At 67.2% G+C, this 25,537-nt stretch carries 28 protein-coding genes; 10 read left to right on the forward strand and 18 right to left on the reverse strand.

The window, feature by feature from the left end; translation table 11 throughout:
- Positions 1 to 24 precede the first annotated feature (24 nt).
- From slmA to argB, 3 genes are read right to left on the reverse strand one after another with little or no spacing between them, the layout of a single operon-like run.
- Complete coding sequence (slmA, locus tag BBJ41_RS13100) at positions 25 to 687, reverse strand: nucleoid occlusion factor SlmA (protein ID WP_069746740.1); 663 nt, start codon at positions 685 to 687, stop codon at positions 25 to 27.
- Complete coding sequence (locus BBJ41_RS13105; RefSeq protein ID WP_069746741.1) at positions 654 to 1,445, reverse strand: pyrimidine 5'-nucleotidase; 792 nt, start codon at positions 1,443 to 1,445, stop codon at positions 654 to 656. Before BBJ41_RS13105 ends, slmA begins: the two co-directional genes overlap by 34 nt.
- On the reverse strand, positions 1,442 to 2,341 hold the full coding sequence (argB, locus tag BBJ41_RS13110) for an acetylglutamate kinase (protein WP_006490510.1): 900 nt from the start codon (positions 2,339 to 2,341) through the stop codon (positions 1,442 to 1,444). Before argB ends, BBJ41_RS13105 begins: the two co-directional genes overlap by 4 nt.
- Before the next feature lie 294 nt (positions 2,342 to 2,635).
- On the opposite strand from argB, the gene BBJ41_RS13115 reads away from it, so the two are divergent.
- The 3 genes from BBJ41_RS13115 (at position 2,636) to BBJ41_RS13125 (ending at position 4,929) form a co-directional block, all read left to right on the forward strand.
- Positions 2,636 to 2,860 carry a cysteine-rich CWC family protein gene (locus tag BBJ41_RS13115; RefSeq protein ID WP_069746742.1) on the forward strand — a complete coding sequence of 75 codons (225 nt, stop codon included), beginning with the start codon at positions 2,636 to 2,638 and terminating at the stop codon, positions 2,858 to 2,860.
- 91 nt (positions 2,861 to 2,951) lie between these two features.
- Positions 2,952 to 4,373 (forward strand): ATP-binding protein, encoded by a 1,422-nt coding sequence (locus BBJ41_RS13120; RefSeq protein WP_069746743.1) that lies wholly within the window; start codon positions 2,952 to 2,954, stop codon positions 4,371 to 4,373.
- Positions 4,374 to 4,386: 13 nt separating this feature from the next.
- Entirely contained in the window at positions 4,387 to 4,929 is a 543-nt protein-coding gene (locus BBJ41_RS13125; protein WP_011546464.1) for a response regulator transcription factor, read from the forward strand.
- Positions 4,930 to 5,067: 138 nt separating this feature from the next.
- Here the strand turns inward: BBJ41_RS13125 and hslU are convergent, their stop codons facing one another.
- The 9 genes from hslU to dapF form a co-directional block, all read right to left on the reverse strand.
- Positions 5,068 to 6,411: an ATP-dependent protease ATPase subunit HslU gene (gene hslU / locus BBJ41_RS13130; protein WP_069746744.1), complete on the reverse strand. Its 1,344-nt coding sequence runs from the start codon at positions 6,409 to 6,411 to the stop codon at positions 5,068 to 5,070.
- Positions 6,412 to 6,421: 10 nt separating this feature from the next.
- Positions 6,422 to 6,958, reverse strand: coding sequence for an ATP-dependent protease subunit HslV (gene hslV / locus BBJ41_RS13135; protein WP_006760749.1), 537 nt, complete (start codon positions 6,956 to 6,958; stop codon positions 6,422 to 6,424).
- Between the two features lie 312 nt (positions 6,959 to 7,270).
- Positions 7,271 to 7,687: an RNA polymerase-binding protein DksA gene (gene dksA, locus BBJ41_RS13140; RefSeq protein ID WP_006477498.1), complete on the reverse strand. Its 417-nt coding sequence runs from the start codon at positions 7,685 to 7,687 to the stop codon at positions 7,271 to 7,273.
- Entirely contained in the window at positions 7,684 to 8,007 is a 324-nt protein-coding gene (locus BBJ41_RS41450) for a hypothetical protein (RefSeq protein ID WP_156814788.1), read from the reverse strand. Before BBJ41_RS41450 ends, dksA begins: the two co-directional genes overlap by 4 nt.
- 174 nt (positions 8,008 to 8,181) lie before the next feature.
- Positions 8,182 to 9,267: a CobW family GTP-binding protein gene (locus tag BBJ41_RS13145; protein WP_069747693.1), complete on the reverse strand. Its 1,086-nt coding sequence runs from the start codon at positions 9,265 to 9,267 to the stop codon at positions 8,182 to 8,184.
- A gap of 193 nt (positions 9,268 to 9,460) precedes the next feature.
- Complete coding sequence (locus BBJ41_RS13150; RefSeq protein ID WP_069746745.1) at positions 9,461 to 10,675, reverse strand: class I SAM-dependent rRNA methyltransferase; 1,215 nt, start codon at positions 10,673 to 10,675, stop codon at positions 9,461 to 9,463.
- Positions 10,676 to 10,750: 75 nt separating this feature from the next.
- A complete protein-coding gene (xerC, locus tag BBJ41_RS13155; protein ID WP_069746746.1) occupies positions 10,751 to 11,671 on the reverse strand; it encodes a tyrosine recombinase XerC in 921 nt (306 codons plus the stop codon).
- A gap of 13 nt (positions 11,672 to 11,684) precedes the next feature.
- Positions 11,685 to 12,410 carry a DUF484 family protein gene (locus tag BBJ41_RS13160; RefSeq protein ID WP_069746747.1) on the reverse strand — a complete coding sequence of 242 codons (726 nt, stop codon included), beginning with the start codon at positions 12,408 to 12,410 and terminating at the stop codon, positions 11,685 to 11,687.
- Between the two features lie 37 nt (positions 12,411 to 12,447).
- Positions 12,448 to 13,317 (reverse strand): diaminopimelate epimerase, encoded by an 870-nt coding sequence (gene dapF, locus BBJ41_RS13165; protein WP_069746748.1) that lies wholly within the window; start codon positions 13,315 to 13,317, stop codon positions 12,448 to 12,450.
- A 417-nt stretch (positions 13,318 to 13,734) separates the two neighbouring features.
- Here dapF and BBJ41_RS13170 point away from each other — a divergent pair, with 417 nt between their 5' ends.
- Both BBJ41_RS13170 and BBJ41_RS13175 read left to right on the forward strand, forming a co-directional pair.
- Positions 13,735 to 14,013: a type II toxin-antitoxin system RelE/ParE family toxin gene (locus BBJ41_RS13170; RefSeq protein ID WP_069747694.1), complete on the forward strand. Its 279-nt coding sequence runs from the start codon at positions 13,735 to 13,737 to the stop codon at positions 14,011 to 14,013.
- A gap of 13 nt (positions 14,014 to 14,026) precedes the next feature.
- Positions 14,027 to 14,329: a HigA family addiction module antitoxin gene (locus tag BBJ41_RS13175; protein WP_069746749.1), complete on the forward strand. Its 303-nt coding sequence runs from the start codon at positions 14,027 to 14,029 to the stop codon at positions 14,327 to 14,329.
- Between the two features lie 29 nt (positions 14,330 to 14,358).
- On the opposite strand, the gene lpxL is transcribed toward BBJ41_RS13175, so the two are convergent.
- Positions 14,359 to 15,243, reverse strand: a complete 885-nt coding sequence (lpxL, locus tag BBJ41_RS13180) for a lauroyl acyltransferase LpxL (RefSeq protein WP_069746750.1) — start codon at positions 15,241 to 15,243, stop codon at positions 14,359 to 14,361.
- A gap of 265 nt (positions 15,244 to 15,508) precedes the next feature.
- Here lpxL and metK point away from each other — a divergent pair, with 265 nt between their 5' ends.
- Positions 15,509 to 16,696: a methionine adenosyltransferase gene (gene metK, locus BBJ41_RS13185; RefSeq protein WP_069746751.1), complete on the forward strand. Its 1,188-nt coding sequence runs from the start codon at positions 15,509 to 15,511 to the stop codon at positions 16,694 to 16,696.
- Positions 16,697 to 16,806: 110 nt separating this feature from the next.
- Here metK and BBJ41_RS13190 read toward each other — a convergent pair whose 3' ends face one another.
- A complete protein-coding gene (locus BBJ41_RS13190) occupies positions 16,807 to 17,148 on the reverse strand; it encodes a hypothetical protein (protein WP_069746752.1) in 342 nt (113 codons plus the stop codon).
- 352 nt (positions 17,149 to 17,500) lie between these two features.
- Here BBJ41_RS13190 and BBJ41_RS13195 point away from each other — a divergent pair, with 352 nt between their 5' ends.
- Positions 17,501 to 18,274, forward strand: coding sequence for a phytanoyl-CoA dioxygenase family protein (locus BBJ41_RS13195; protein ID WP_069746753.1), 774 nt, complete (start codon positions 17,501 to 17,503; stop codon positions 18,272 to 18,274).
- A 139-nt stretch (positions 18,275 to 18,413) separates the two neighbouring features.
- Here BBJ41_RS13195 and BBJ41_RS13200 read toward each other — a convergent pair whose 3' ends face one another.
- Positions 18,414 to 18,620 carry a DUF3185 family protein gene (locus BBJ41_RS13200; RefSeq protein ID WP_006477510.1) on the reverse strand — a complete coding sequence of 69 codons (207 nt, stop codon included), beginning with the start codon at positions 18,618 to 18,620 and terminating at the stop codon, positions 18,414 to 18,416.
- 185 nt (positions 18,621 to 18,805) lie between these two features.
- On the opposite strand from BBJ41_RS13200, the gene mgrA reads away from it, so the two are divergent.
- Positions 18,806 to 19,849, forward strand: coding sequence for an L-glyceraldehyde 3-phosphate reductase (mgrA, locus tag BBJ41_RS13205; RefSeq protein WP_069746754.1), 1,044 nt, complete (start codon positions 18,806 to 18,808; stop codon positions 19,847 to 19,849).
- A gap of 108 nt (positions 19,850 to 19,957) precedes the next feature.
- Here the strand turns inward: mgrA and BBJ41_RS13210 are convergent, their stop codons facing one another.
- Positions 19,958 to 20,143, reverse strand: a complete 186-nt coding sequence (locus BBJ41_RS13210; RefSeq protein ID WP_011353526.1) for a hypothetical protein — start codon at positions 20,141 to 20,143, stop codon at positions 19,958 to 19,960.
- Positions 20,144 to 20,445: 302 nt separating this feature from the next.
- Positions 20,446 to 21,327: a DMT family transporter gene (locus tag BBJ41_RS13215; protein WP_069747695.1), complete on the reverse strand. Its 882-nt coding sequence runs from the start codon at positions 21,325 to 21,327 to the stop codon at positions 20,446 to 20,448.
- 859 nt (positions 21,328 to 22,186) lie between these two features.
- Here BBJ41_RS13215 and BBJ41_RS13220 point away from each other — a divergent pair.
- Together BBJ41_RS13220 and BBJ41_RS13225 are read left to right on the forward strand one after the other, a co-directional pair.
- Positions 22,187 to 22,399, forward strand: coding sequence for a hypothetical protein (locus tag BBJ41_RS13220; protein WP_011353523.1), 213 nt, complete (start codon positions 22,187 to 22,189; stop codon positions 22,397 to 22,399).
- A gap of 58 nt (positions 22,400 to 22,457) precedes the next feature.
- Positions 22,458 to 23,483: a serine/threonine protein kinase gene (locus BBJ41_RS13225; protein ID WP_083281870.1), complete on the forward strand. Its 1,026-nt coding sequence runs from the start codon at positions 22,458 to 22,460 to the stop codon at positions 23,481 to 23,483.
- 81 nt (positions 23,484 to 23,564) lie between these two features.
- Here the strand turns inward: BBJ41_RS13225 and BBJ41_RS13230 are convergent, their stop codons facing one another.
- Positions 23,565 to 25,007, reverse strand: coding sequence for a coniferyl aldehyde dehydrogenase (locus BBJ41_RS13230; RefSeq protein WP_069746756.1), 1,443 nt, complete (start codon positions 25,005 to 25,007; stop codon positions 23,565 to 23,567).
- Positions 25,008 to 25,537 lie beyond the last annotated feature (530 nt).

The raw sequence follows: 25,537 nt of genomic DNA on the forward strand, positions 1-25,537 counted from the left end.
GTTGCGAGGCCGGCGACGCTGCGCTTACTGGAGGATCAGCCGCAGATGCGCGTCGGCCTGCTCGCCCGGCGATTTCTGGAATCCGCCTTTCGCGAAGCGGTGCCACCTGCCGATCACGTAGCTGACGAGCAGGCTCGCACGCGCGGCCGGATCGTAGTCGGCCGGCAGCGCGAACGGCGCCGTGCCGTCGGGCGCGTTCGCCTCCGTGCGCGCGACCCGCAGGCACTGCTTGACGGTTGCTTCGATGCGATCGATGAGCTGGTTCACGCGTTCGGTGAGCCGCTCGTCCTCGCCGACCAGCGCCTCGCCGGTCAGCACGCGCGTCATGCCGGGGTTCTTCGCGGCGAAATTGAGCATCGTCAGCGCGATCGTGCGCGCCTGCAGCACGCCGTTCGGCTCCTTTTCGACGATCTGGTTGACGAGCCCGAACAGCGCCTGTTCGATGAACTCGATCAGCCCTTCGTACATCTTCGCCTTGCTGGGGAAATGCCGGTAGAGCGCGGCTTCCGACACGTCGAGCCGGGCCGCGAGCGCGGCAGTCGTGATTTTCTCGGGTTTCGGCACCTCGAGCATCGTCGCGAGCATCTGCAGGATCATCACGCGGCGCTCGCCCGGCTTCGGGCGCGGGCGCGGCGGTGTGGCCTGGCTTTCCGTTACGGCTTGGTCCTGCGGGTAAGTCGGCTGCATTTTTGTCGCCCCGATCGTGTGCCCAGTCGCAGCGATTTTAACGAACGAATGCGCTGATCGACATAATGCGGGCGTCCGGTTCCCGGCAGATGGCCGGGCAGGTGGCCCGTGATCCAGACCGTGCCGATGCCGAGACGCTTGTAGCGCTTCAGGTGGCCGCGCGTATCCTCGACGAGGATCGCGTCGGACATGCGCGCATTTGCGGCGCGCAGCGTCCGGCGCAGCATCGTGTGATCGGGCTTTGCGCGCCACGTGCGGCGGTCGCGCATGTGCTCGATCGCGATCACGCGCTCGAACAGCCGCTCGATGCGCAGCTCGCGCAGCACCGCGCGCGCGTAGTTCTCCGGCGCGTTGGTCAGGATCAGCTTGCGGCCCGGCAACGCGGCGACGATGCGCGCGAGGCCGCGTTCGGCGCGCAGCATCGCGGGGAGATCGGGAAACGTGTGGACCGCGCGCAGGAAATCGTGCGGATCGATCGGGTGATGGCGCGTGAGGCCGAGGAGCGCGGCGCCGTAGCGCTCGGTGTAGCCGGTGCGCAGGCGGTCGGCTTCGGCCCGCTCGACCTGCAGCGTGTCGATGATGTACTGCGTCATCGCGCGGTTGATCTCGGGAAAGATCGCGTGCGATGCGTGGTGCAGCGTGTTGTCGAGATCGAACAGCCAGACGGGCGCGCCGGCACGCGGCCGGCTGCGCGAGATGCGCCGGCGCCGCAGGGCGGCCGGCAGGTCGGGGGAAGGGGGCGGGCGGCGCGCGCTCAATGCGAGCGGATCATCGTGCCGAACGGCTGCTCGGTCAGGATTTCCAGCAGCACCGAGTGCTCGATCCGGCCATCGACGATGTGCACCGACTTCACGCCGCTCTTCGCGGCGTCGAGCGCCGACGAGATCTTCGGCAGCATGCCGCCGGAGATCGTGCCGTCCTCGAACAGCGCGTCGATCTCGCGCGCGGACAGATCGGTCAGCAGGTTGCCGTCCTTGTCCATCACGCCCGGGATGTTGGTCATCATCAGCAGCTTCTCGGCGTTCAGCACGGTCGCGAGCTTGCCCGCGACGAGGTCTGCATTGATGTTGTACGACAGGCCATCTTCGCCGAAGCCGATCGGCGAGATCACCGGGATGAACGCGTCGTCCTGCAACGCCTTCACGACCGCCGGGTTGATCGCCTCGACTTCGCCGACCTGGCCGATGTCGATGTACTGGCCCGGGTTGTCGCGGTCCGGCATCAACAGCTTGCGTGCGTGGATCAGGCCGCCGTCCTTGCCTGTCAGGCCCACCGCGTGGCCGCCGAAGTGGTTGATCAGCATCACGATGTCCTGCTGCACTTCGCCGCCCAGCACCCATTCGACGACTTCCATCGTCTCTTCGTCGGTGACGCGCATGCCCTGGATGAAGGTGCCGGCCTTGCCGATCTTCTTCAGCGCGTGGTCGATCTGCGGACCGCCGCCGTGGACGATCACCGGATTGATGCCGACCAGTTTCAGCAGGATCACGTCGCGCGCGAAGCCTTGCTTGAGCCGCTCTTCCGTCATCGCGTTGCCGCCGTATTTGATGACCACGGTCTTGCCGTGGTAGCGGCGGATGTACGGCAGCGCTTCGGCGAGGATTTCTGCCTTCAGCGTGGGGGCGATTTGCGAGAGGTCGATGGGCTCGGACATGGCGGCGGCTCTGGCTGGGAACGGTTGAAACAGGGCGAATTGTACAGGAGTGGCGCAGCGCAGCATCGGGTTTTTGGGCTGGCCGGAAGGCAGGTGGCGCGGGGCGGGCGCCGCACGCGGCGGCCCGCCGGCTATGGCGCTGCGCGATGCGGGCGATGCCGCGCGGGCGGCAGCAGCAGGGTGGGCCGCGTGCGTTCGCGGCGCGCATCGGCCGGGCGGCCGGCGTGCAAATTCCGTGCGCCGCGCTATGCTTGTCGCGTGGGGCGATTGCTCGCCCGCTTCCGCGATTCCTCCATGACCGATTCCGCCGCCGCTGCCTGTTCCGCCCCGCGCCGCGCGCGCTGTCCGCACTGCGGGCGCGGCTTCGACTGCGGCGCGCGTACGCAGCCGTTCGAGTGCTGGTGCGCGTCGATGCCGGCGCTGCCCGGCGGCGCGCAGCCCGCGGCCGGCGCGCGTTGCCGCTGCCCCGAATGCCTGGCCGACGAGATCGCGCAGCGCATGGCCGGCGCGGCCGGCTGACGGCGTCTGCCGCGCACACGGTGCGCGTGGTTCGCGCGCGCCGATCCGGCCCCGCTAGAGGCGCCGCCCGCTAAACGGGTAAACTGCCCGGATGCAACGAATCACCACCACCGGACGCGTCAACCTCAGTCACCTGTTCTGGCTCCGCAATCTCGCGATCATCGGCCAGCTCGTGACGATCGGCGTCGTGCAGACCTATTTCGGCGTGCATCTGCCGTTACCGGCGATGCTGATGGTCATCGCGCTCGAAATCGTTTTCAACGCGCTGACCTGGGTGCGCGTGCTGCGCGCGCGGCCCGAGACCAATTTCGAGCTGCTCGGCCAGCTGTGGGTCGACCTCGGCGCGTTGTCGGCGCTGCTGTTCCTGTCGGGCGGCACGACCAACCCGTTCGTGTCGCTGTACCTGCCGTCGCTCGCGATCGCGGCGGCCGTGCTGCCGTGGCACCTGATGATCTGGCTCGCGGCGTTCGCGGTCGCATGCTACGCGGCGCTCGGCTTCGATTCGGTGCCGCTCAACATGGACAATCCCGCGAACCTGTTCGACTACTACCGCACCGGGATGTGGGCGAACTTCATGGTCAGCGTCGGGCTGATCGCGTGGTTCGTCGCGCGCATGTCGAACGCGCTGCGCCAGCGCGATGCGGCGCTCGGCGAGGCGCAGCAGCACCTGCTGCGCGACGAGCGGGCGGTCGCGCTCGGCGTGCAGGCCGCCACCGTCGCACACGAGATGGGCACGCCGCTGTCGACGATCGCGATGCTCGCCGAGGAACTGCGCGACGCGGCGCGCGCCGATCCGGGGCTCGCCCGCTACGAGGCCGACCTGAAGGTGCTCGAAGAACAGATGACGCTTTGCACGTCGGCGCTCGCGCGCCTGCGCAGCCGCGCGAGCGCGCCCGCGAGCCGCCAGCCGGTGGACGACTGGCTCGACACGTTCGTCGAGCACTGGCGCCTGCGGCATCCGCACGTGCAGTTCGAGCTGCTCGGCGCGCGTCCGGCGGGCGTCGCACTCGACGACACGGTCGCGGCCGGCCAGATCCTGACGATCCTGCTCGACAACGCCGCGCGCGCGAGCCCGCAGCGCGTGACGCTGGCCGCGAAGGTCGCGCACGATCGTCCGGCCGACGAAATCGAATTCGAGGTATGCGACGATGGGCCCGGCATTCCGGCCGCGTTGCGTGAATCGCTCGGCGCGATGCCGGTCGACAGTACGCAGGGCGGACACGGGGTCGGCCTGTATCTCGCGTTCAGCGCAGCCGCGCGGCTGGGCGGCGAGATCGAATTGTCCGATGTCACGCCGCGCGCGGCAGGCGGCAACGGGCGGGCCGGCAGTGCAGCGACGAACGGCCAGGCCGCTGCTGTGTCGGGCCAGCGCGCGGGCGAACGCATGGCCGAACGAACGACGCTCGCGCCGGACGGCCGCGCGGCCGGAGCAGCTACCGGGCGCGGCACGCGGGCCGTGCTGCGCCTGCCGGTCGTGCGCGTCGCGGCGCCGGCCGCCTCAACCAACACGTAGACGGAGAAACCACATGAGCGAGAACAATTTCCTGGTGATCGACGACAACGAGGTGTTCGCGGGCACGCTCGCGCGCGGCCTCGAGCGCCGCGGTTACGCGGTCCAGCAGGCGCACGACAAGGAGACGGCGCTCAGGCTCGCCGCCGGCGGCAAGTTCCAGTTCATCACCGTCGACCTGCATCTCGGCGAGGATTCGGGCCTGAGCCTGATCGCGCCGCTGTGCGACCTGCAGCCCGATGCGCGAATCCTGGTGCTGACCGGTTACGCGAGCATCGCGACCGCCGTGCAAGCGGTGAAGGAAGGCGCCGACAACTATCTCGCGAAGCCCGCGAACGTCGAGTCGATCCTGGCCGCGCTGCAGACCAACGCGACCGAAGTGCAGGCCGACGAGGCGCTCGAGAACCCGGTCGTGCTGTCGGTCGACCGGCTCGAATGGGAGCACATCCAGCGCGTGCTGGCCGAGAACAACAACAACATCTCGGCGACCGCGCGCGCGTTGAACATGCACCGCCGCACGCTGCAGCGCAAGCTCGCGAAGAAGCCGGTGCGGCAGTAAGCGGGGGCGCGCCGCGCACCTTCGGTGCGCGATCACGCCTGCGGGCCGGCGACGCACGGTGGCCAGCCCTGCGCACCAACGAAAACGGGCGGCCCCGAAAGGGCCGCCCGTTTTGCGTCGGACATCGCGCGCGTTACGTTACAGCACGTAGCGCGACAGATCCTCGTCCTGCGACACTTCGCCGAGCGCCCGGTCGACGTATTTCGCGTCGATCGTCACGCGCTCGCCGGCGTGGTTGCCGGCCGCGAACGACACTTCCTCGAGCAGTTTCTCGATCACCGTGTACAGCCGGCGCGCGCCGATGTTCTCGGTCTTCTCGTTGACCGCAAACGCGATCTCCGCAAGACGGCGGATGCCGTCGTCGGCGAATTCGAGCTGCACGTCTTCGGTCGCGAGCAGTGCCTGGTATTGCTTCACGAGGCTCGCGTCGGTCGCATCGAGGATCGCCTCGAAGTCTTCGACCGACAGCGAGTCGAGCTCGACGCGGATCGGGAAGCGGCCCTGCAGTTCGGGAATCAGGTCGCTCGGCTTCGCGAGGTGGAACGCGCCGCTCGCGATGAACAGGATGTGATCGGTCTTGACCATCCCGTACTTCGTGTTGACCGTCGTGCCTTCGACGAGCGGCAGCAGGTCGCGTTGCACGCCCTGGCGCGACACTTCGCCGCCGCTGCCTTCGTTGTTGCGCGACGTGATCTTGTCGATCTCGTCGAGGAACACGATGCCGTTCTGCTCGACGTTCTGCACGGCCTTCGTCTTTACTTCCTCTTCGTTCAGCATCTTCGCCGCTTCCTCGTCGGTCAGCAGCTTCAGCGCTTCCTTGATCTTCACCTTGCGGCGCTGCTTCTTGCCGCTGCCGAGGTTCGAGAACATCGAGCGGATCTGCTCGGTCATCTCTTCCATCCCTGGCGGCGCCATGATGTCCATGCCGGCCGACGGCTGTTCGAGGTCGAGCTCGACTTCCTTGTCGTCGAGCTGGCCTTCGCGCAGGCGCTTGCGGAACGTCTGGCGCGTCGCGTTGTTGTCGTCGTTCGCGTGTTCGGCGTTGCCGCCGAAACCGACCGCACGCGGCTGCGGCAGCAGGATGTCGAGGATGCGGTCTTCCGCCTGGTCGGTCGCCTTGCTGCGCACCTTGCGCATCTCGGTTTCGCGCGTCTGCTTGACCGAGGTCTCCATGAGGTCGCGCACGATGCTGTCGACGTCGCGGCCCACGTAGCCGACTTCGGTGAACTTGGTCGCTTCGATCTTGATGAACGGCGCATCCGCGAGCTTCGCGAGGCGGCGCGCGATTTCGGTCTTGCCGACGCCCGTCGGCCCGATCATCAGGATGTTCTTCGGCGTGATTTCCTGGCGCAGCGGGTCGGCGACCTGCTGACGGCGCCAGCGGTTGCGCAGCGCGACCGCAACCGCTTTCTTCGCCTTCGCCTGGCCGATGATGTGCTTGTCGAGTTCCGAGACGATCTCGGCAGGGGTCATGGTGCTCATGGTGCGGTCCTTACTCGATCGTTTCGATGATGCGGTTGTGGTTCGTGTAGATGCACATGTCGCCGGCGATCTCGAGCGACTTCTCGACGATTTCGCGCGGCGACAGCTCGGTGTTTTCCGCGAGCGCGCGGGCCGCGGCCTGCGCATACGCGCCACCCGAGCCGATCGCGCAGATGCCGCCTTCCGGATCGAGCACGTCGCCGTTGCCGGTAATCACGAGCGTCGTGGTTGCATCGGCCGTGATCAGCATCGCTTCGAGGCGGCGCAGCATCCGGTCGGTGCGCCAGTCCTTCGCGAGCTCGACGGCCGCGCGGGTCAGGTTGCCCTGGTGCTTCTCGAGCTTCGCCTCGAAGCGGTCGAGTAGCGAGAACGCATCGGCGGTGCCGCCCGCGAATCCGACCAGTACCTGGTTGTTGTAGATCCGCCGCACTTTCCGCGCGCCACCCTTCATGACGATGTTGCCGAGGGTTACCTGGCCGTCGCCGCCGAGCGCGACCTTGTCGCCGCGCCGGACCGAAACGATGGTCGTGCCGTGAAATTGCTCCATCTGCGTTCCTTGAGAAAAACGGGGAAGAGTCGGGCGGCGCGAGGCGCCGCCGCGTGAATCGCAGTGCGCCGGGGAGCGGCCCGGCGCGCGTCCGTTTCATTTTAGGGCGGGCGCCGGGATATCAAGAGGCGGGAGGCAAATCGGCGGGCCAGCGCACGTTCGCCGTTTTGGAAACATCGCTTGAGGCGCTGGCCGCCGCAAGGGCACGTTGTTAACGGGAGCAGGTGCGGGAACCGGTGCCGGAAAAACAAAAAGCGCGCGGCAGGCCGCGCGCTTTCGGGAAGCAGCGTGTCGGAGCGGAACGCCGCTCGATCAGTCGCCGAACAGCTTCTGGCGCAGCTCGCGGCGCTCTTGCGCCTCGAGCGACAGCGTGGCCGTCGGGCGCGCGAGCAGGCGCGGAATGCCGATCGGTTCGCCGGTTTCCTCGCACCAGCCGTAATCGCCGGAATCGATGCGGGCGAGCGACTGCTGAACCTTCTTGAGGAGCTTGCGTTCGCGATCGCGCGTACGCAGTTCGAGCGCGTGCTCTTCCTCGATCGTCGCGCGATCGGCGGGATCGGGCACGATCACCGTCTCGCGGAGGTTCTCGGTCGTCTGGCCTGCATTCTTGAGGATGTCCGCCTGCAACTGTTCGAGCCGATTTTTGAAGAAGGCGAGCTGATCCTCATTCATGTAATCCTTGTCGCTCATCTTCAGGATTTCGGCTTCGGTCAAGAGTTTCTTCGTCATCTGCTTGCTTCTTCAATGTGCGGCAAATCAAGAGATATTGCCTGCACTTTGGGATTACCCGCAACCGCGCTTGCAATCATTTGCGATTTGCCGCCGCGGGGCCGAAAGCCTCTGGAAAACCGGTTCTCAAATACCAGGACAGACCTGGCGCGGATTTGCGCGCGCGGCGAACCGGTATGCTGCGCGGCAGATCGCATCGGCCGCGGCCGGGTGGCGGATTGGCGATCCGGCGCGGTTGCGATGCCCGGAAACTGGTTCAGCAAGAACCGGGCCTGTTTGTTGCCGTACTCCAGCGGGCACGTATTGTAACTGAATCGCAAGCGGGCGCCGTATCGGGTCGATCCCCGTCGGCTGCGCCAATATCTAGAAAATATAACGCGCAAATCGCGAAAAAGCGATGACGGCGAAACCCTCCCCGCACGCCGCCGCCGGGGCCGCCGCGAAAGCGGCGGCGCGGGCGGGGCGCAAAAGGGCGCAAACGGCGCCCGCGCGCGTCAGGCGAGGCAGGCGTCGAGGCCGTCGGTGATCAGGTCCTGCGGCAGATCGACGCCGATGAACACCATCTTGTTGGTCTTCTTCTCGACCGGCAGCCACTTCGCGGCGAGGTCGCTGCCCATCATCTGGTGCACGCCCTGGAACACGACCTTGCGGTCGACGCCCTTCATGTACAGCACGCCCTTGTAGCGCAGCATCCGCTCGCCGTAGATCTGCAGGATGCCGCCGAGGAAGTCTTCCAGCTTGTTCGGGTCGAACGGGCGGTCGTTGCGGTACACGAACGACTTGATCTTGTCGTCGTGATGCGCGTGGTGGTGATTGTGGTGGCCGTGACCGTGCTCGTGATCGTGCGCGCATTGACCGTGATCGTGGTCGCAATCGGCGTGATCGTGATCATGGTCGTGATCGTGGTGGTGATGCGCGTGATCGTCTTCGGCGAGGAAGTCGGGGTCGATCTCGAGCTTTGCGTTCAGGTTGAAGCCGCGCAGGTCGAAGATCTCCTTGATGTCGGCTTCGCCGAAATTCACGATCCTGATCGTCGCCTTCGGGTTCATGTGCATCAGGCGGTGCTTGAGGCCGGCGACGGTCTGGTCGTCGACGAGATCCGACTTCGTGATGAACAGGCGGTCGGCGAAACCGACCTGGCGCTGCACGACTTCGTGTTCGTCGAGCTGCGCGTTCGCGTGCTTCGCGTCGACGAGCGTGATGACCGCGTCGAGCAGGAAGTCGTCGGCGATTTCGCTGTCGATGAAGAAGGTTTGCGCGACGGGGCCCGGGTTAGCGAGGCCGGTCGTCTCGATCACGATGCGGTCGAAGTCGAGCTTGCCTTCGCGCTTCTTCGCGGCGAGATCGCCGAGCGCGCGTGCGAGGTCGCCGCGGATCGTGCAGCAGATGCAGCCGTTGCTCATCTGGATGATCTGCTCGGTCGTGTCCTGCACGAGAATTTCGTTGTCGATGTTCTCTTCGCCGAACTCGTTCTCGATCACGGCGATCTTCATGCCGTGCTGTTCGTTCAGGATGCGCTTGAGCAGCGTCGTCTTGCCGCTGCCGAGGAAGCCGGTAAGGATGGTGACGGGAGTGGCCATGTCGGTCGCCTGTGGTTCGTGAATCGGGGTCAAAACCAGGATGTGCGTCGCGCCCTCGCGCTGCGAGCCGGGGCGCACAACCATTCATTGAAACATACCTGTCAAGCCCCCGCCCGTCGTCCGGACGACAGGCGCGAGCGCTGGCCCGCCAGGCAGGGCCGGCGGACAGGGCTGTCCGCCAAGATCGGGGCGATCAGACGATTTGCAACAGCAGCCCCTTCAGATATTCGCCTTCCGGGAACGCGGCGAGCAGCGGGTGATCGACGCCCGCGCCGAGCCGCTTCAGGATGCGCGCGTCGACCTTCGCATCGGCAGCCGCGCCCGCGACGATCTTCTGGAACAGGTCCATGTCGATCGCGCCCGAGCACGAGTACGTGAACAGCAGGCCGCCCGGACGCAGCAGCTTGAAGCCGCTCAGGTTGATGTCCTTGTACGCGCGCGCCGCGCGATCGACGCTGTCGCGGGTCGGCGCGAACTTCGGCGGATCGAGCACGATCAGGTCGAAGCGCTCGCCTTCGTCGACGAGGCGGCGCAGCGTCTTGAACGCGTCGGCGTCGAGCCAGGTCGCGCGTTCGGCATCGAAGCCGTTGGCGACGACGTTCTGCTGCGCGAGCGCGAGCGCATCGCCCGACGAGTCGATCGACACGACGCGTTTCGCGCCGCCCTTGAGCGCCGCGAGCGAGAAGCCGCCCGTGTAGCAGAAGCAGTTCAGCACGTCGCGGTCGGCCGCATATTGCGCGACGAGCGCGCGGTTGTCGCGCTGGTCGACGTAGAAGCCGGTCTTGTGCCCGTTCGGCACGTCGACGTGGTAACGCACGCCGTTTTCGTTCGCGATCAGCGTTGCGGGCGGCGCATCGCCGGCCAGCACGCCGGTCGTCTGTTCGAGCCCTTCCTTGTCGCGGATCGACACGTCCGAGCGTTCGTACACGTTCGGGCAGCCCGTCGCGCCGGTGAGCGCCGCGACGATCGCGTCCTTCCATGCTTCGACGCCCGCCGCCATGAACTGGCAGACGAGCTGGCCGCGCGGCGCGGCGCCGGCTTCCGCGGTGTCCGCGACGTAGTAGTCGACGATCAGCCCCGGCAGCCCGTCGGCCTCGCCGAACACGAGCCGCACCGCGCCCGTGCCCGACACCATCGTCGTGCGGTGCGCGACCGCGCGCTGCACGCGGCGCTTGAAGAATGCGTGGTCGATCGGCTCGTTCTCGTCGAAGCTCCATATGCGCACGCGGATCTGCGACTGCGGGCTGTACGCGCCGCGCGCGAGGAAGCGGCCGTCGTGCGCGCGCACGATCACGGTCGTGCCGGGCGCGGGCTTGCCGTCGACGCGGTCGATCGCATTGGCGTAGACCCACGGATGGCGGCGCAGCAGCGACTTTTCCTTGGACGGCTTGAGTGTGACGGTTTGCATGATGAGATCGAAGTGGGCCGCGCCCGCAGCCGGCCGTTGCCGGCGCCGCGCGCGGCGGGTAACACGGGAAGCGCGTCAGTCGCGCTTTTTCGCGCGCGGATGCGCGCTGTCGTAAATCTTCGCGAGGTGCTGGAAGTCGAGCGACGTATAGACCTGCGTCGCGGCGACGCTCGCGTGGCCGAGCAGCTCCTGCACCGCGCGCAGGTCGCCGCTCGACTGCAGCACGTGCGTTGCGAACGAATGGCGCAGTACGTGCGGATGGACGTTGGCGGGGATGCCGGCGGCGAGTGCGGCGCGCTTCACGCGGTCGCGCACGACGCCCGGCGCCATCCGGTTGCCACGCACGGACAGGAAGAGCGGATGCGGATCGTGCTTCACGAATTCGCCGCGCACCGCGAGCCATGCGTTCAGCGCTTCGATCGCCTTGCGGCCGACCGGCACCTTGCGCTCCTTGTTGCCCTTGCCGCGCACGGTGACTTCGGCTTCGGCCAGATCGAGCCAGCCGGCCGAGCGGTAGCCGTCGGCCTGGGTGTACATGACGTCGAGCCCGATCAGCTCGGCCAGGCGCAGCCCGGACGAATAGAACAGCTCGAGGATCGCGTGATCGCGGATGCCTTCGGTCGTGTCGGCGACCGGTGCGTCCATCAACGCGGATGCGTCGTCGACCGACAGCGCCTTCGGCAGCGTTTTCGGCCGCTTGGGCGCGCGCACCGCGGCGACCGGGTTCGCGGGCATCTCGATGCGCTGCGCGAGCCAGCGGTAGAACGCGCGCCACGCCGACAGGCGGTGCGAGATCGACCGTGCGGACAGCCCGCCCGCATGCGCGCGCGCGACCGCGCCGCGCATGTCGGCGGCCGTCAGCGCGTCGAGCGGCCGGCCGGCCGCGAGCTTTTTCAGCTCGTCGAGTTCGTGCGTGTACGCGCGCAGCGTGTGTTCCGACAGCTGCCTGACGTGCTTCAGGTTCGACAGGTAGGCGGCGATCGGATCGTCTGTCATCGCGTTCGGCGGATCAGTGCGGCAGCAGGCGCGTGAGCGCCGCGCTGGCGAGCGTCGCGATCTGCGCGAGGAAATCGGTGGCCATCCCGTCGTGGAAGCGGCGCGGATCGGGCGAGCCGAGCACGAGCAGGCCGAAGGCGGGTGCGTCGGTGCCGGCGAGCGGCGCGCGCAGCGCGAGCAGCGCGACCGAGGCGGCCGGGCCGTCGCCGGCCGGTGCGGCTTCGGCGCCTTCCGCCGCACTCGCGGCCGACGCGGCGAGCGCGGGCGTGAGCCACTGCGCGGCCTCGAAGCCCGTGTTCGCGCCGCAGTACGGCGTCGACAGGCCGTTCGTGAAGAGGCGCACTTCCTCGCCGACCTGGCGCGCGAAATCGGCCTGCGCGTAGGTGTCGGCAACGTCCCACACGCGCAGCGCGGTTTGCGGCACGTCGAACACGTCGGCGATGCCGTCGGCGATCGTGCGCGGCAGCGCGTACGGATCGCGTTCCGCGATCACGCGCGCGGTCCAGCGGCTGAACTTCGCGGACAGGCTGTCGTTCTCGTGGCCGTAGCGCACGAGCTCGGCGAGCCGGCGCTCGAGATGCTTGTTCTTGTCGCGCAACATCTCCATCTGCCGCTCCTGCAGCGAGATCGCGGCCTTGCCGTGCGGGTTCGCGAGACGGATCGTCGCGAGCAGTTCGGCGTGCTGCGCGAAGAATTCGGGGTTGGCGAGCAGGTAGTCGGCGACTTCGCGATCGTTCATGTGGCTGGAGCGTTCAGTTATCAGGGACGTTGCAGGGTCAGGCGTTCAGGTCGATCTCGCCTTCGAACACGGTCGTGGCGGGGCCGGCCATCATCAGCGCGGCGGCTTCGTCGCGCGCGCCGTCCCAGCCGATCGTCAGCGTGCCGCCGTGCGTGTGCACGGTCACGGGCGAATCGAGCAGGCCGCGCCGGATGCCGGCCGCCACCGCCGCGCACGCGCCCGTGCCGCATGCGAGCGTCTCGCCCGCGCCGCGCTCGTACACGCGCAGGTTCACTTCGCTGCGCGACACGATCTGCATGAAGCCGGCGTTTACGCGCTGCGCAAAGCGCGCGTGGCGCTCGATCAGCGGGCCTTCCTCCAGCACGGGATACGCTTCGGCGTCGTCGACGATCTGCACCGCGTGCGGATTGCCCATCGACACCGTCGAGATCCAGCGCGTCGCACCGCCGACGTCGAGCGGCCACAGCGTGTCGCGGCCTTCGGTGCGGCCGTCGAGACCCGACGCGTCGAATGGCACCTGCGCCGGCTCGAACACGGGCGCGCCCATGTCGACGACGACTTCGCCGTTGTCCTGCAGCGTCAGCGTGATCAGGCCCTTCATGACCTGCACGCGCACGCTGCGCTTGTCGGTCAGGCCGCGGTCGCTGACGAATTTCACGAAGCAGCGCGCGCCGTTGCCGCAGTGCTCGACCTCGCCGCCGTCGCAATTGAAGATCCGGTACTTGAAATCCACGCCGTCGACGGTCGGTTTTTCGACGAGCAGCAACTGGTCGGCGCCGATGCCGAAGTGCCGGTTGGCGAGCGCGCGCACCTGCGCCTCGGTGAGCGGCGGCAACGCGCGCGAATAGCCGTCGAGCACGACGAAGTCGTTGCCCGCGCCGTGCATCTTGGTGAACGAGAGTTTCACTGGGTCCGGAATTCCATGGCGAACAAGGCGGTCGGCACGATGCGAACGGCCCGCCGCCACGCCGGGCGGCCTCGTTCGTCGTGCTGATCTCAACCGCAAATGATACATGCAGCCGACAGGGGCGTCCTGCGCGGGCGGGGCGTTTCACGTCGCCGGTGAGGGCGAGGCGGGCCGTATCTGTCGATTGGTCGACTGGTCGCGACAGAAGCGAGCGGACAAATTGATGCGGTGTGGCGGGCGTTGCCGCAGCGAAGGCGGGGTTGGCGATGCACGCCCGATACATGGCGAAAGCACGGGACGAGCCGGACGCACGTTTTCGTTCGGGTCAAATTGACAAGGAAATCAAGCGGTTCGTATAGTTTGGCTATACGCTTCACGGCCATGCTGTCGACTTCGCGAGTCGAGTGTGGGAGGTCCATGATCAAGTCATGGCAGCACAAGGGGCTGGAAGCGTTTTTCATGAACGGGAGCAAGGCGGGCATCCTGCCGGGCCATGCTCCAAGGCTGCGGCGCCAGCTTGCCCGTCTCGACGTGGCGTGCCGGCCGCTCGACATGAACGTGCCGGGCTGGCGTTTTCACGGCCTTGCCGGTGGGCTGGACGGTTACTACGCGGTCAACGTGAGCGATAATTGGCGCTTGACGTTCAGGTTCGAGGGCTCCGATGTCGTCCTGGTCAATTACCAGGACTACCACTGAGGTGATTCAAGCCATGACAGGCATCTTCAATCCGCCCCATCCGGGCGAAGCGCTGCGCGATGACGTGCTGCCTGCGCTCGGTCTCTCCGTCACCGAGGCCGCCGCACAGCTCGGCGTGACGCGCGCGGCGCTGTCGCGGATCCTGCACGGCCATGCCGGCATCTCGCCGGAAATGGCGCTGCGTCTCGAGGCGTGGCTGGGCGAGGACAATGGCGGGCGGGCCGATCTATGGCTCGCGCAGCAGGTTGCGTTCGATCTGTGGCGCGCGCGCGCGAAAGGCGCGCCGAAGGTGGCGAGAGCGCAGGCGCGCACCTGACGGCGCGCCCGCGGGCTCGCATGGCGGGGTCAGTACAGGCTCGGCTCGCCGGGCGGGCGCGTCTTGAAGCGCTTGTGGACCCAGTAGTACTGCTCGGGCATCAGCGGGATCTGTTCCTCGAGGAATTCGTTCATCCGCCGCGCGTCGAGATCGTCGTCGCCGGTCGGGTAGTGATCCCACGGCTTGAATACCTTCAGCCGGTAGCCCTTGTAGTTCGGCAGCACCTCGCCGATGAACGGCACGACCTGCGCGCGGCCCGTCTTCGCGAGCCGGCCGACGGCCGTCAGCGTGCAGGCGGGCACGCCGAAGAACGGGACGAACGTCGAGTTGCGCAGCCCGTAGTCCATGTCGGCACCGAGCATCACCGGCTTGCGGTCGCGCAACCAGCGCAGCACGACGCGCGCGCTGTCCGCGCGGCCGACCATCTCGGCGTCGAAGCGCCCGCGCGCCTTCTTCGCCTCTTCCTCGAGCACCGCGTTCGAGAACGGCTGGTAAAGCGACCCGCAGCGGCGCTGCAGCGAACGGTTGAGCCAGATCGAACCGGCTTCGATGCCGACGAAATGCAGGCCGAGGAACAGCGTCGGCGGCAGGTCGGGATCGGTGAGGTCGACCGCGCTGTCGACCTGGATCAGCTTCTCGAGCTTTTTCTCCGAACCGAACCACTGCACGCTGCGCTCGACGTAGCTGCGGATCGCATGGCGGAAATGCTGCCCTGCCACTTCCTCGCGCCGCGCGTCGCTCCAGTCCGGGAAGCAGAGTTTCAGATTGGTGTGTACGATGCCCTTTCGCCGGCTGGGGATCTGGTACAGCAGCCAGCCGAGACCATCGCCGAACCGTGCGGTCAAGCCGTACGGCAGCAGGGCGAGCAGTTTCAGCAAGCCGATGGCGAGGTGCGTGGCTAGACGTCCTAGCATGCGAAACCTCCATGGGACCGGCTGGCCGGCATGTCGAGAACAGGTTGGGAAAACAGCGGAAGATGCAGCACGGGCGGCGCTCTGTGACAATTCAGGAAAGCCGCTATAATACGGGCTTCGCCGAGTTAACTGACAACTTGCGGGGCGAAGCCGGCTGGTGCCACACGCACTGCCCGGTCCTGGTAATCCGCTAAAGCGTCGCCGCTTCAGGCCCAACGAAGCTGGCTACGTGAAACCAACCGTAACCACACAGGAGCCTGAAAAAGTGGCAAACGATTATCTCTTCACGTCCGAATCCGTCTCCGAAGGCCATCCGGACAAAGTCGCGGACCAAATCTCGGACGCGATTCTCGACGCCATCCTCGAGCAGGACAAATATTCCCGCGTTGCGGCGGAAACGCTGTGCAACACGGGTCTCGTCGTTCTGGCCGGTGAAATCACCACGACGGCCAACATCGATTACATCCAGATCGCGCGCGACACCATCAAGCGCATCGGCTACGACAACACCGAGTACGGCATCGACTACAAGGGTTGCGCGGTGCTCGTCGCGTACGACAAGCAGTCGCCCGACATCGCACAGGGCGTCGATCGCGCACACGACGACAACCTCGACCAGGGCGCCGGCGACCAGGGCCTGATGTTCGGTTATGCATGCGACGAAACGCCGGAACTGATGCCGCTGCCGATCTACCTGTCGCACCGTCTCGTCGAGCGCCAGGCCAGCCTGCGCCGCGACGGCCGCCTGCAGTGGCTGCGTCCCGACGCGAAGTCGCAGGTGACGGTCCGCTACGTCGACGGCAAGCCCGATTCGATCGACACCGTCGTGCTGTCGACGCAGCACGCACCGGACATCGAACTGCCCGCGCTGCGCGAAGCCGTGATCGAGGAAATCATCAAGCCGACGCTGCCGGCCGACCTGATCAAGGGCGACATCAAGTTCCTCGTGAACCCGACCGGCCGGTTCGTGATCGGCGGCCCGCAGGGCGATTGCGGCCTGACCGGCCGCAAGATCATCGTCGATACGTACGGCGGTGCCGCACCGCACGGCGGCGGCGCGTTCTCGGGCAAGGATCCGTCGAAGGTCGACCGTTCGGCTGCGTATGCCGGCCGTTACGTCGCGAAGAACATCGTCGCTGCGGGCCTCGCGTCGCGCGCGCTGATCCAGGTGTCGTACGCGATCGGCGTTGCCGAGCCGACCTCGGTGATGGTCAACACGTTCGGCACGGGCCGCGTGTCGGATGCAGTGATCACGAAGCTCGTGCGCGAGCATTTCGACCTGCGTCCGAAGGGCATCATCAAGATGCTCGACCTGCTGCGCCCGATCTACGAGAAGACGGCCGCTTACGGCCACTTCGGCCGCGAAGAGCCGGAATTCTCGTGGGAAGCAACCGACAAGGCACTCGCGCTGGCCGAAGCGGCTGGCGTGGAGCCGACGGCACGCGTCGCGTAAGCGTCCTTCGCCCAAAACGAAAAACCCCGGCATGCCGGGGTTTTTTTTATGGGTTCGGATCGCCGGCGCAACGGCGGCGATCATGGCGGGCAGCGCCCGCCGGGGCTGCTTCAGCGTGCGCCGAACCCGAACCAGCCGTTGCTGGCCGCGAGGCGGCGCGGGCGGTTGACGCGGCGTTGCGGGCCGCGCGAGCGACGCAGCGCGAGCGCGCGCAGCGACGACGGCTTCTGCAGCAGCGAGCGCAGACCGGCACGGCGTACGAACGCCTGCGCGCTCATCATCGAGAAAAACGCGTGGAACCACGCGCGGATGCCGTCCAGCCGGCTGTGCGCGGGCGCGCGCTCGGCCAGCGCCTGCGTGCGTGCGCCGTGATGGCGCAGCGAGCGGGCAGGAGCGGACGGCACGACGCGATTCGCAGCGCGGCTGAGACGTGAAGTCAGACGGAATGGCATGTGAACGATGCTTCGCTTGTATGGATGGCGCCCTGAAGAGCGCACTGGTATGAACGGCCTCGGATGGCGCAACGCATCTTACCGAATGTCGTTGCGCGCCGCGCCCGCCAGAATTGACAGGCCGCGACAGGCTACAGGGGATTCATGACGGGCAAAAGTCGCGATAAACCCTTGTGCCACAAGGCGTGTGCCGCATACCGCCTGTCGGTGAGGCCAGTGCCGCGCCGAACAGTTCCCTTGAGCCGGATCAAATAGCCGATTGGCATGCCCCTGCGCACGACAATGGTGCTGTTCGCGGCATCCGGCGCCGATTTACAATCGTCACATTCACACAATAAACGTCTGGCATCCCATGTCGTCTCCATTGCAGTCGGAATCGATCCGCGCGCAAGTCGCGGAATTGCGCGAACGCGGTTTCGTCGTCGCGCGTGGCCTCGTCGGCGAGCAGCAATGCGCGGCCCTCAAGCAGATCGCGGAGCGCCAGTTGCTGGAAGCCGCCGAGCCGATCGAGTTCGAGGCGGACCTGCGCTACCCGGGCGCGCCCGAGTCGAAGCATGCGCCGGGCGGGCACACGGTGCGACGGCTGCTCGATGCGTACACGCGCGATCCGGCGTTCGCCGAGCGTGCGATCGCACCCGAAATCGGCGCGTGGATGCGCGAGTACTTCGGTGAAGAGCCCGTGCTGTCGCGTGCGCATCACAACTGCATGATGACGAAGCATCCTGCGTACGGCAGCCTGACCGGCTGGCATCGCGACTTCCGCTACTGGTCGTTCGAGCGTCCGGACATGGTGTCGGTGTGGCTCGCACTCGGCCCGGAAACGAACGAGAACGGTGCGCTGTGGCTCGTGCCCGGCTCGCATACGGCCGAATTCGGGCCCGAAGCGTTCGACGATGCGAAGTTCTTCCGCGGCGACCTGCCGGAGAACCGCAAGATGATCGACGCGGCCACGTGCCCGTCGCTCCAGACAGGCGACGTCGTGTTCTTCCACAGCAACACGCTGCATTCGGCCGGGCAGAACCGCTCCGACCAGGTGAAGTTCTCGCTCGTGTACACCTATCACGGCGCGAGCAACCGGCCGATTCCGGGCACGCGTTCGGCAGTGAAGCCGGAAGTGCAGTTCTAGGCGAGTGGCGAGGCGGAATCGATTGGCCCGTGCGATGCCGATGCGCATCGCGGGCAAATGAAGCAACGGGCGGCCTGGCCGCCCGTTTCGTTTTGCGCGGCCCGCGCGTGCGACGCGGGCCGTTCGTGCGGCGCGCGTTCTAGCGCTTGCCGCCGGGCATCGCGAGGCCGATCAGGCCGACGAACGATGCGACGGCGCCGCCCACGATCAGCAGGATCGTCTTCGTGGCGGGCGAACCGGTGAAGAAGCGCGACACGTTGTCGTTGATCGAATGGAACGACTGGCCGCCGAAATACAGCAGCACGACGCCGCCGACGAGCAGCGCAACCGAGATGACCCGGGACATACCAACCTCGCTGAAACGATGATTCGAGACGCCGCAGTGTAGGCGACGGCCGCGGTCGCGTCCATCGCCGTGCGCGCATCGGTCGCCTTCGTTACCATAGCCGTCGTGCGTTTCCTTCGCCGCCGTCGCGCGCTGTGCGCGGCCGGCGCGCGCCCCTCCCTCCGACGTCCTGACGGGAAATACTCATGGCCTACGAAGCAGCTTCCGAACGTTATGCCGACATGCAATACCGCACCTGCGGCAAATCCGGGCTCAAATTGCCCGCCCTGTCGCTCGGCCTGTGGCACAACTTCGGCGACTCGACGCCGATCTCGACACAGCGCGAGATCCTGCGCACCGCGTTCGATCTCGGCATCAACCACTTCGATCTCGCGAACAACTACGGGCCGCCGTACGGCAGTGCCGAAACCAACTTCGGCCGGTTGTTGAAAGAGGATTTCCGGCCGTACCGCGACGAGCTGCTGATCTCGACGAAGGCCGGCTGGGACATGTGGCCGGGGCCGTACGGCAGCGGCGGCGGGTCGCGCAAGTACGTGCTCGCGAGCCTCGACCAGAGCCTGCAGCGCATGGGGCTCGACTACGTCGACATCTTCTACTCGCACCGCTTCGACGCACACACGCCGCTCGAGGAAACGGCGGGCGCGCTCGCGTCGGCCGTGCAGCAGGGCAAGGCGCTCTACATCGGCATCTCGTCGTATTCGGCGGCGAAGGCGCGCGAGATGGCCGGGTTGCTCGCACAGTACAAGGTGCCGCTGCTGATCCATCAGCCGTCGTACAACCTGCTGAACCGCTGGATCGAGAGCGAGCTGCTCGGCACGCTCGACGACGTCGGCGCGGGCAGTATCGCGTTCACGCCGCTCGCGCAGGGTTTGCTCACGTCGAAATACCTGAACGGCGTGCCGGCCGACGCACGCGTGAACAAGCCGGGCGGCGGTTCGCTGAAGCAGGATCACCTGAGCGCGGACAACCTCGACCATGTGCGCAAGCTCAACGCGATCGCCGAGCGGCGCGGGCAGAGCCTCGCGCAGATGGCGCTTGCATGGGTATTGCGCGAAGGCCGCGTGACGTCCGCGCTGATCGGCGCGAGCCGTGCGGAACAGGTGCGTGAAAACGTCGGCGCGTTGAAGAACCTCGAATTCTCGGCGGAGGAACTCGCGGAGATCGATCGTTACGCGACGGAAGGCGGCATCAATCTTTGGGAAAAGCCGTCCACCGATCAGGCGATCTGATCGGCAGTCGATACGGCATGCGAAGCATGGCGTGCCGTATCGCCGGCTTGCAGGCAGCGCGACGCATCGCTGCGGTGCAGCGATGCGCGTCGGATGCGGGTTGCGCCGCTAGATCAGCGCAGGCAGGCCTTCGACGAGCAATACCGCGACGCCGACGCCGAGGATGACGCCCAGCACGCGCAGCAGGTTGTGACGGAATTCGGTTGCGCATGGCACCGCGCCGAGAAATAGCGCTCCGGCCAGCGCCATCGGGATCAACAGGATGAAGTCGCCGATCGTGAAGTAGGTCGTCATGCGTGTCTCCAGGATTGACCGAAGCCTGCGCGTCTGCGCGTGCTCCAGCCCCATGCCGGGTGTTTCTAGTCTTGGTCCGACCCGATTGCGAGCGGGGTCGTCACTTCGAGTATAGGCAACCGGTGGCGCTTTTCGCTATCCGAACCATTAAAAATCAGCGGAAAGCCCGGGGAATCACGCGTTTTTCCTGCAAGTGAGACGAATGCCTTGCACGTATCTTTCTCGTTCCTTTCGTTTTTCGCGGAATCGTCGTATGTGTCCGATGCGGGCCGCCGCACCCGCAGGGGCGGCGGCCCGCGCGCTCATGCGCGGTCGGGTTGCGCGCGTACGGCCGGTGCGCGGAACACGAGCGCGAGCCCGGCGATGATAGCGCCCATGCCGGCAAGCGCGAGCGGTTCGGGCCGGTTGCCGAGCCAGACCGCATCCATCAGCGTCGTGACGACGGGCACGAGATAGAACAGGCTCGTCACGTTGACGAGATCGCCGCGCTGCATCAACCGGTAGAACAGCAGTTGCGCGATCACCGAAATCACGATGCCGAGCCACAGGAGCGGCACGACGAACGCCCAGCTCATGTCGAACGAAACCGGCCGGAACGGCAAGATCGCCACGCACAGCGCGAGCCCGATCGCGTTCTGCAGCGGCAGCACGTCGGCGGGCGCCGCGCGCATGCGCTTTTGCATCATCGAGCCGGCGGTCAGCGCGACGAGCGCCGTGAGCGCACACACGATGCCCGCGACCGGCAGGCTGGCGCCGCCCACGCCGCGGCACACGATGAGCGCGAGGCCGGCCAGAGACAGCGCGAGCCCCGCGATGCGCACGGGCTGCCAGCGCCGCTCGACGATCGCGAGCGTGAGGATCGGCTGCACGCCGAGGATCGTCGCGAGCACGCCCGGCGCGATCCCGCGCTCGAGCGCAAGCAGGTAGAAGATCGAATAGCCGCCCATCATCAGCAAGCCGGTCAGCGCGGCCATGCGCCGCTCGCCGCGCGGCGGCAGCCAGCGTCTGCGCATGAAGGCCAGCGCGAGCAGCACAAGCGATGCAAGCGCGAAACGCGCGGTGAGAAAGACGAACGCGGAGGCGTGACGCAGACCGAGTTCAGCGAAGATCGCGCCGCTGCTCCACAGCAGCACGAAGAGCGACGTCGCTCCATGCGCGGCAAGCGCGCGTTTGAACGAAACCATGTGAATCCACCTGTCGAACGGATCGAAATGTTCCATCCGCGCGCGCAGCAAAACGCCGTGCGTTACGACGCACCAACGGACACTGACGGGCGAATGGAAGACGAAACGGAAGCCGGCTGGTCAGCCGGCGCGTGCCGCCGGCGGGGGCGGCGCGGCGCCGACGAGCGGCGGTGCGACAGGAGGCGGGAGGACCGACGGATGCGCGCACGCCTGCGGCCGCGAGTCGAACTGCGGCCGGGATTTTGCGAGGGCGGACGTGAGCGGATGCATCGTGTCGGAGTGCGGTTGAACGCGAATGAGCGTCAAAGGTAACGCAACGCCGGCAGCCAGGCAACAGATGGTTTTTTCGCGTGATGGGCGGCTCGTTGCCGAGCGGCGCGGCGTCGCGAGGGAGTACGTCGGCGCATGCGATGCATGCACGCCATTCGCTGCGCGAGCGGCATTCGAGGGTTGAGCGAGGTGTTCGACGCAGGAAGAGGCGGCGACAGCACGCGACACGGGCGACATGTTGCCGGCAGGCACGGGCCGCGCGAAATCTCCGGGCGGCCGCGCCTCCCGCAGGCGACCCGCTTGCCGTGCCGATCACGTACCCGCAGCGGCGCCGGGCGGATTCGGCGGGCAGTCACATTCGACAGGGTATGATGGGGGTAACCGCGCGTGCAAGCGCACGCCCGGCGCAGTGGTTGATTGGAGACATTCGACGAATTCGCGGCACTTCGCCTGCTTCTTCTTCTTTTCGCGCTTCGATAAACCGTGAACAATGGGATCACGCGCAACGCTCCGGTGAGGGCGGCGCGGATCGTGCATTTGCCGGCTCGCCAGCGGGCCGGGTTTCAAGTTTCAAGAGTGGGGAACCATCATGCATGTCGGGTCGATTGTCTGCACTACCCATATCGCGGTGCCGAAGGGCGCGCGCGGCATCGTCCAGCGCGTCCTGGGCGACATGGCCATGGTGACCTGGTACGCGGGCGTACCGGGCGAGTCGAAAGAACTCAACACCGAGCCGTTCTTTCTCGAGGATCTGATCGACACCGGCGAATCCGTGCTGCCGGCAGGCGCGGCGCTTCACTGAGCGCACGCGTCGCACCGGGCGCTCGTCTTTCGGCCCGGCTGGCGGCACAATGCGGGGCATGACAGACGCTACTTCCGCCCCCGCTTCTCCCGCCGGCCCGCCGTTTGCCGGCCTCACGCCCGAGTGCGTGCTCGACGCGCTCGACAGCGTGCTGATGCCGGCCGGCCTGCGCACCGACGGGCGCCTGCTCGCCCTCAACAGCTACGAAAACCGCGTCTACCAGGTCGGCATCGAAGACGGCCCGCCGGTCGTCGCGAAGTTCTATCGCCCGGCGCGCTGGTCGGACGAAGCGATCCTCGAAGAGCACGCATTCGTCGCCGAACTCGCCGCGCGCGAGATTCCGGCGGTGCCCGCGCGCGCGTTCGACGACGGCCGCACGCTGCACGCGTTCGACGGCTTTCGCTTCTCGATCTTCGAGCGGCGCGGCGGCCGCGCACCCGATCTCGATCGCAGCGACACGCTCGAATGGCTCGGCCGCTTCATCGGCCGGATCCATGCGGTCGGCGCGACGCAGCCGTATGTCGCGCGTCCCGTGCTCGACATCCGCACATTCGGCTACGAGCCGCGCGACTTCCTGCTCGCGCACGATTTCATTCCGGATGATGTACGGCCAGCCTACGAAACGGCGGTGACGCTCGCGCTCGAAGGCGTCGAGGCCGCGTTCGAGCGCGCGGGCGAAATCCGCCTGCTGCGCACCCACGGCGATTGCCATCCGAGCAACGTGCTGTGGACCGATGCCGGCCCGCATTTCGTCGACTTCGACGACAGCCGGATGGCGCCCGCGATCCAGGATCTGTGGCTGCTGCTGCCGGGCGATCGCGAAGGCGCGTCGCGCGCGCTCGCGGATCTGCTTGCCGGTTACGAGGATTTCTGCGAATTCGAGCCGCGCGAGCTGCATCTCGTCGAAGCGCTGCGCACGCTTCGGCTGATCCACTACGCGGCATGGCTCGCACGGCGCTGGGACGATCCCGCGTTTCCGGCCGCATTTCCGTGGTTCAACACGCATCGCTACTGGGAAGCGCGCGTGCTCGAACTGCGCGAACAGATCGGCGCGATGCAGGAAGGGCCGCTCTGGCCCGTGTGACGGCGCGCGCGGCACCTGCGCCGCGCGGCATGCTGCAGCGGGCCGCGGCGCGATGCGCGCGGCCCGTCCGGTTCTTCCGGCTCAGAACTTCAACATCAGCTTGATCAGCGCGCCGAAGCGCTTGCCGTACGGCGGCGCGAGCAGGTTGCGTGCATTCAGGCGCGCCTGCGTGAGCACGGGCTTCATCTTCGAGAACGTCACGAAGCCGTCGTAGCCGTGATACGCGCCCATGCCGCTCGCGCCGACACCGCCGAACGGCAGGCTGCCGCACGCGATGTGCATCAGCGTTTCGTTGATCGACACGCCGCCCGAGATCGTTTCGCGCATCACGCGGTCGATCGTGCCGCCATCCTCGTCGAACAGGTAGAGCGCCAGCGGACGCGGGCGCGCATTCACGTATGCGATCGCCTCGTCGAGCCGTTCGTACGGCACGAGCGGCAGCAGCGGCCCGAAGATTTCCTCCTGCATCAGCTGCGACGCAGCCGGCACCTGCGTGACCGCGCACGGCACGAAGCGGCGCGATGCAGGGTCGGACTGTGCGTCGGACAGCGGATGCAATTGCGCGCCGGCCGCCTGCGCGTCGCTCGCGAGTTGCTGCAGCCGCGCGTAATGGCGCGGTGACACGATCGTCGTGTAATCGCCGTTGGCCGACAGGTCGGGATACATCTTCGCGAACCGCGCCCGCGCGCGCTCGATGAACGCGGCTTCCATGCCGCGCGGCAGCAGGACGTAGTCGGGCGCGATGCAGGTCTGACCGGCGTTCAGCGTCTTGCCCGCGACGATCGCGTCGACCGCTGCGTCGAAGCGCGCGTTCGGCCCGACGATCGCCGGCGATTTGCCGCCGAGCTCGAGCGTGACCGGCGTGAGGTTGTCGGCGGCCGCGCGCATCACGTGGCGGCCGACGTGCGTCGAGCCGGTGAACAGCAGATGATCGAACGGCAGCCCGCTGAACGCGGCGCCGACCTCCGCGTCGCCGTTCACGACCGCGACGTGGTCGCGCGCGAAGGTCTTCGCGATCAGCTGCTCGAACAGTGCCGACGTGCGCGGCGTCAGCTCGGACATCTTGACGATCGCGCGGTTGCCGGCGGCGAGCGCACAGATCAGCGGGCCGGCCGCGAGCAGCACCGGATAGTTCCACGGCACGACGATGCCGACCACGCCGAGCGGCTGCGGAATCACCTTCGCGCGCGCCGGGCGCAGCCACTTGTTCATCGGCTTGCGGATCGGCTTCATCCAGCGCTTGCCGTGCTTGAGCGCGTCGTCGATCTCTTCCTTCGCCATCCAGATTTCCGATAGCAGCACTTCCTGCTTCGCACGATGGCCGAAGTCGGCGCTGATCGCTTCGGCGAGCGCGTCCGCATGGTCGATCAGCATCGTGCGCAGCGCGCGCAGGTGCTGCACGCGCGTTTCCCATGCCGGATAGGGCGCGCGCAGGTAGGCAGCACGCTGGTCGCGCAGCAGCGACGTCAGCGCATCGACCGACGGTACTGCTTGCGGGGCCAGTTCGGGCAGGTCGTTCTTCATGTCGTCTCCTCCAGTTGGGCCTGGCTGGTCGGCCGGCCGTCACGCCGCACGCGCGCGCTCGGCGAGCGCGGCGACGCGGATCGGGGTGGTGCGCGTCGCACGGCGCGGGGCCGGATGCGACGTGCGCTCGAAAACCGGTTGCTGCGTGCGGCGGGCGTCGCATCCGCGCGACGGTATCCGCATCCGAAAGCCGTGTTGCTGCGCATGCGCGGGCGGTGCGATGCGACCGTTGCCGGGCACGTGCTGCCGCCGCGCGCTCGCTTGCCGGCGCACCGAAGCGGGGCGGCGCGGCGCGCACGCCGATACGGGCCGCTGCGCGCCGTGCCGCTGCGGCGACACGCCGTCCAAACGGTCGGCGACGACACGTACCGTTCGATTTCGATCGGCCGCGCGCATGACGCTGCAGGTTCCCGCGCGGGCGGCCGTTTGAAATGAAATACGGGCTGCGCGCGTCGCATCCGGATGACCCGGTCGGCACATGGCCTGCAGAACGTCGCGCTGCATCGTCGTCACGCCCGTTTCGCGACGGA

The organism is Burkholderia stabilis (genome assembly GCF_001742165.1).
GTDB classification, from domain to species: domain Bacteria; phylum Pseudomonadota; class Gammaproteobacteria; order Burkholderiales; family Burkholderiaceae; genus Burkholderia; species Burkholderia stabilis.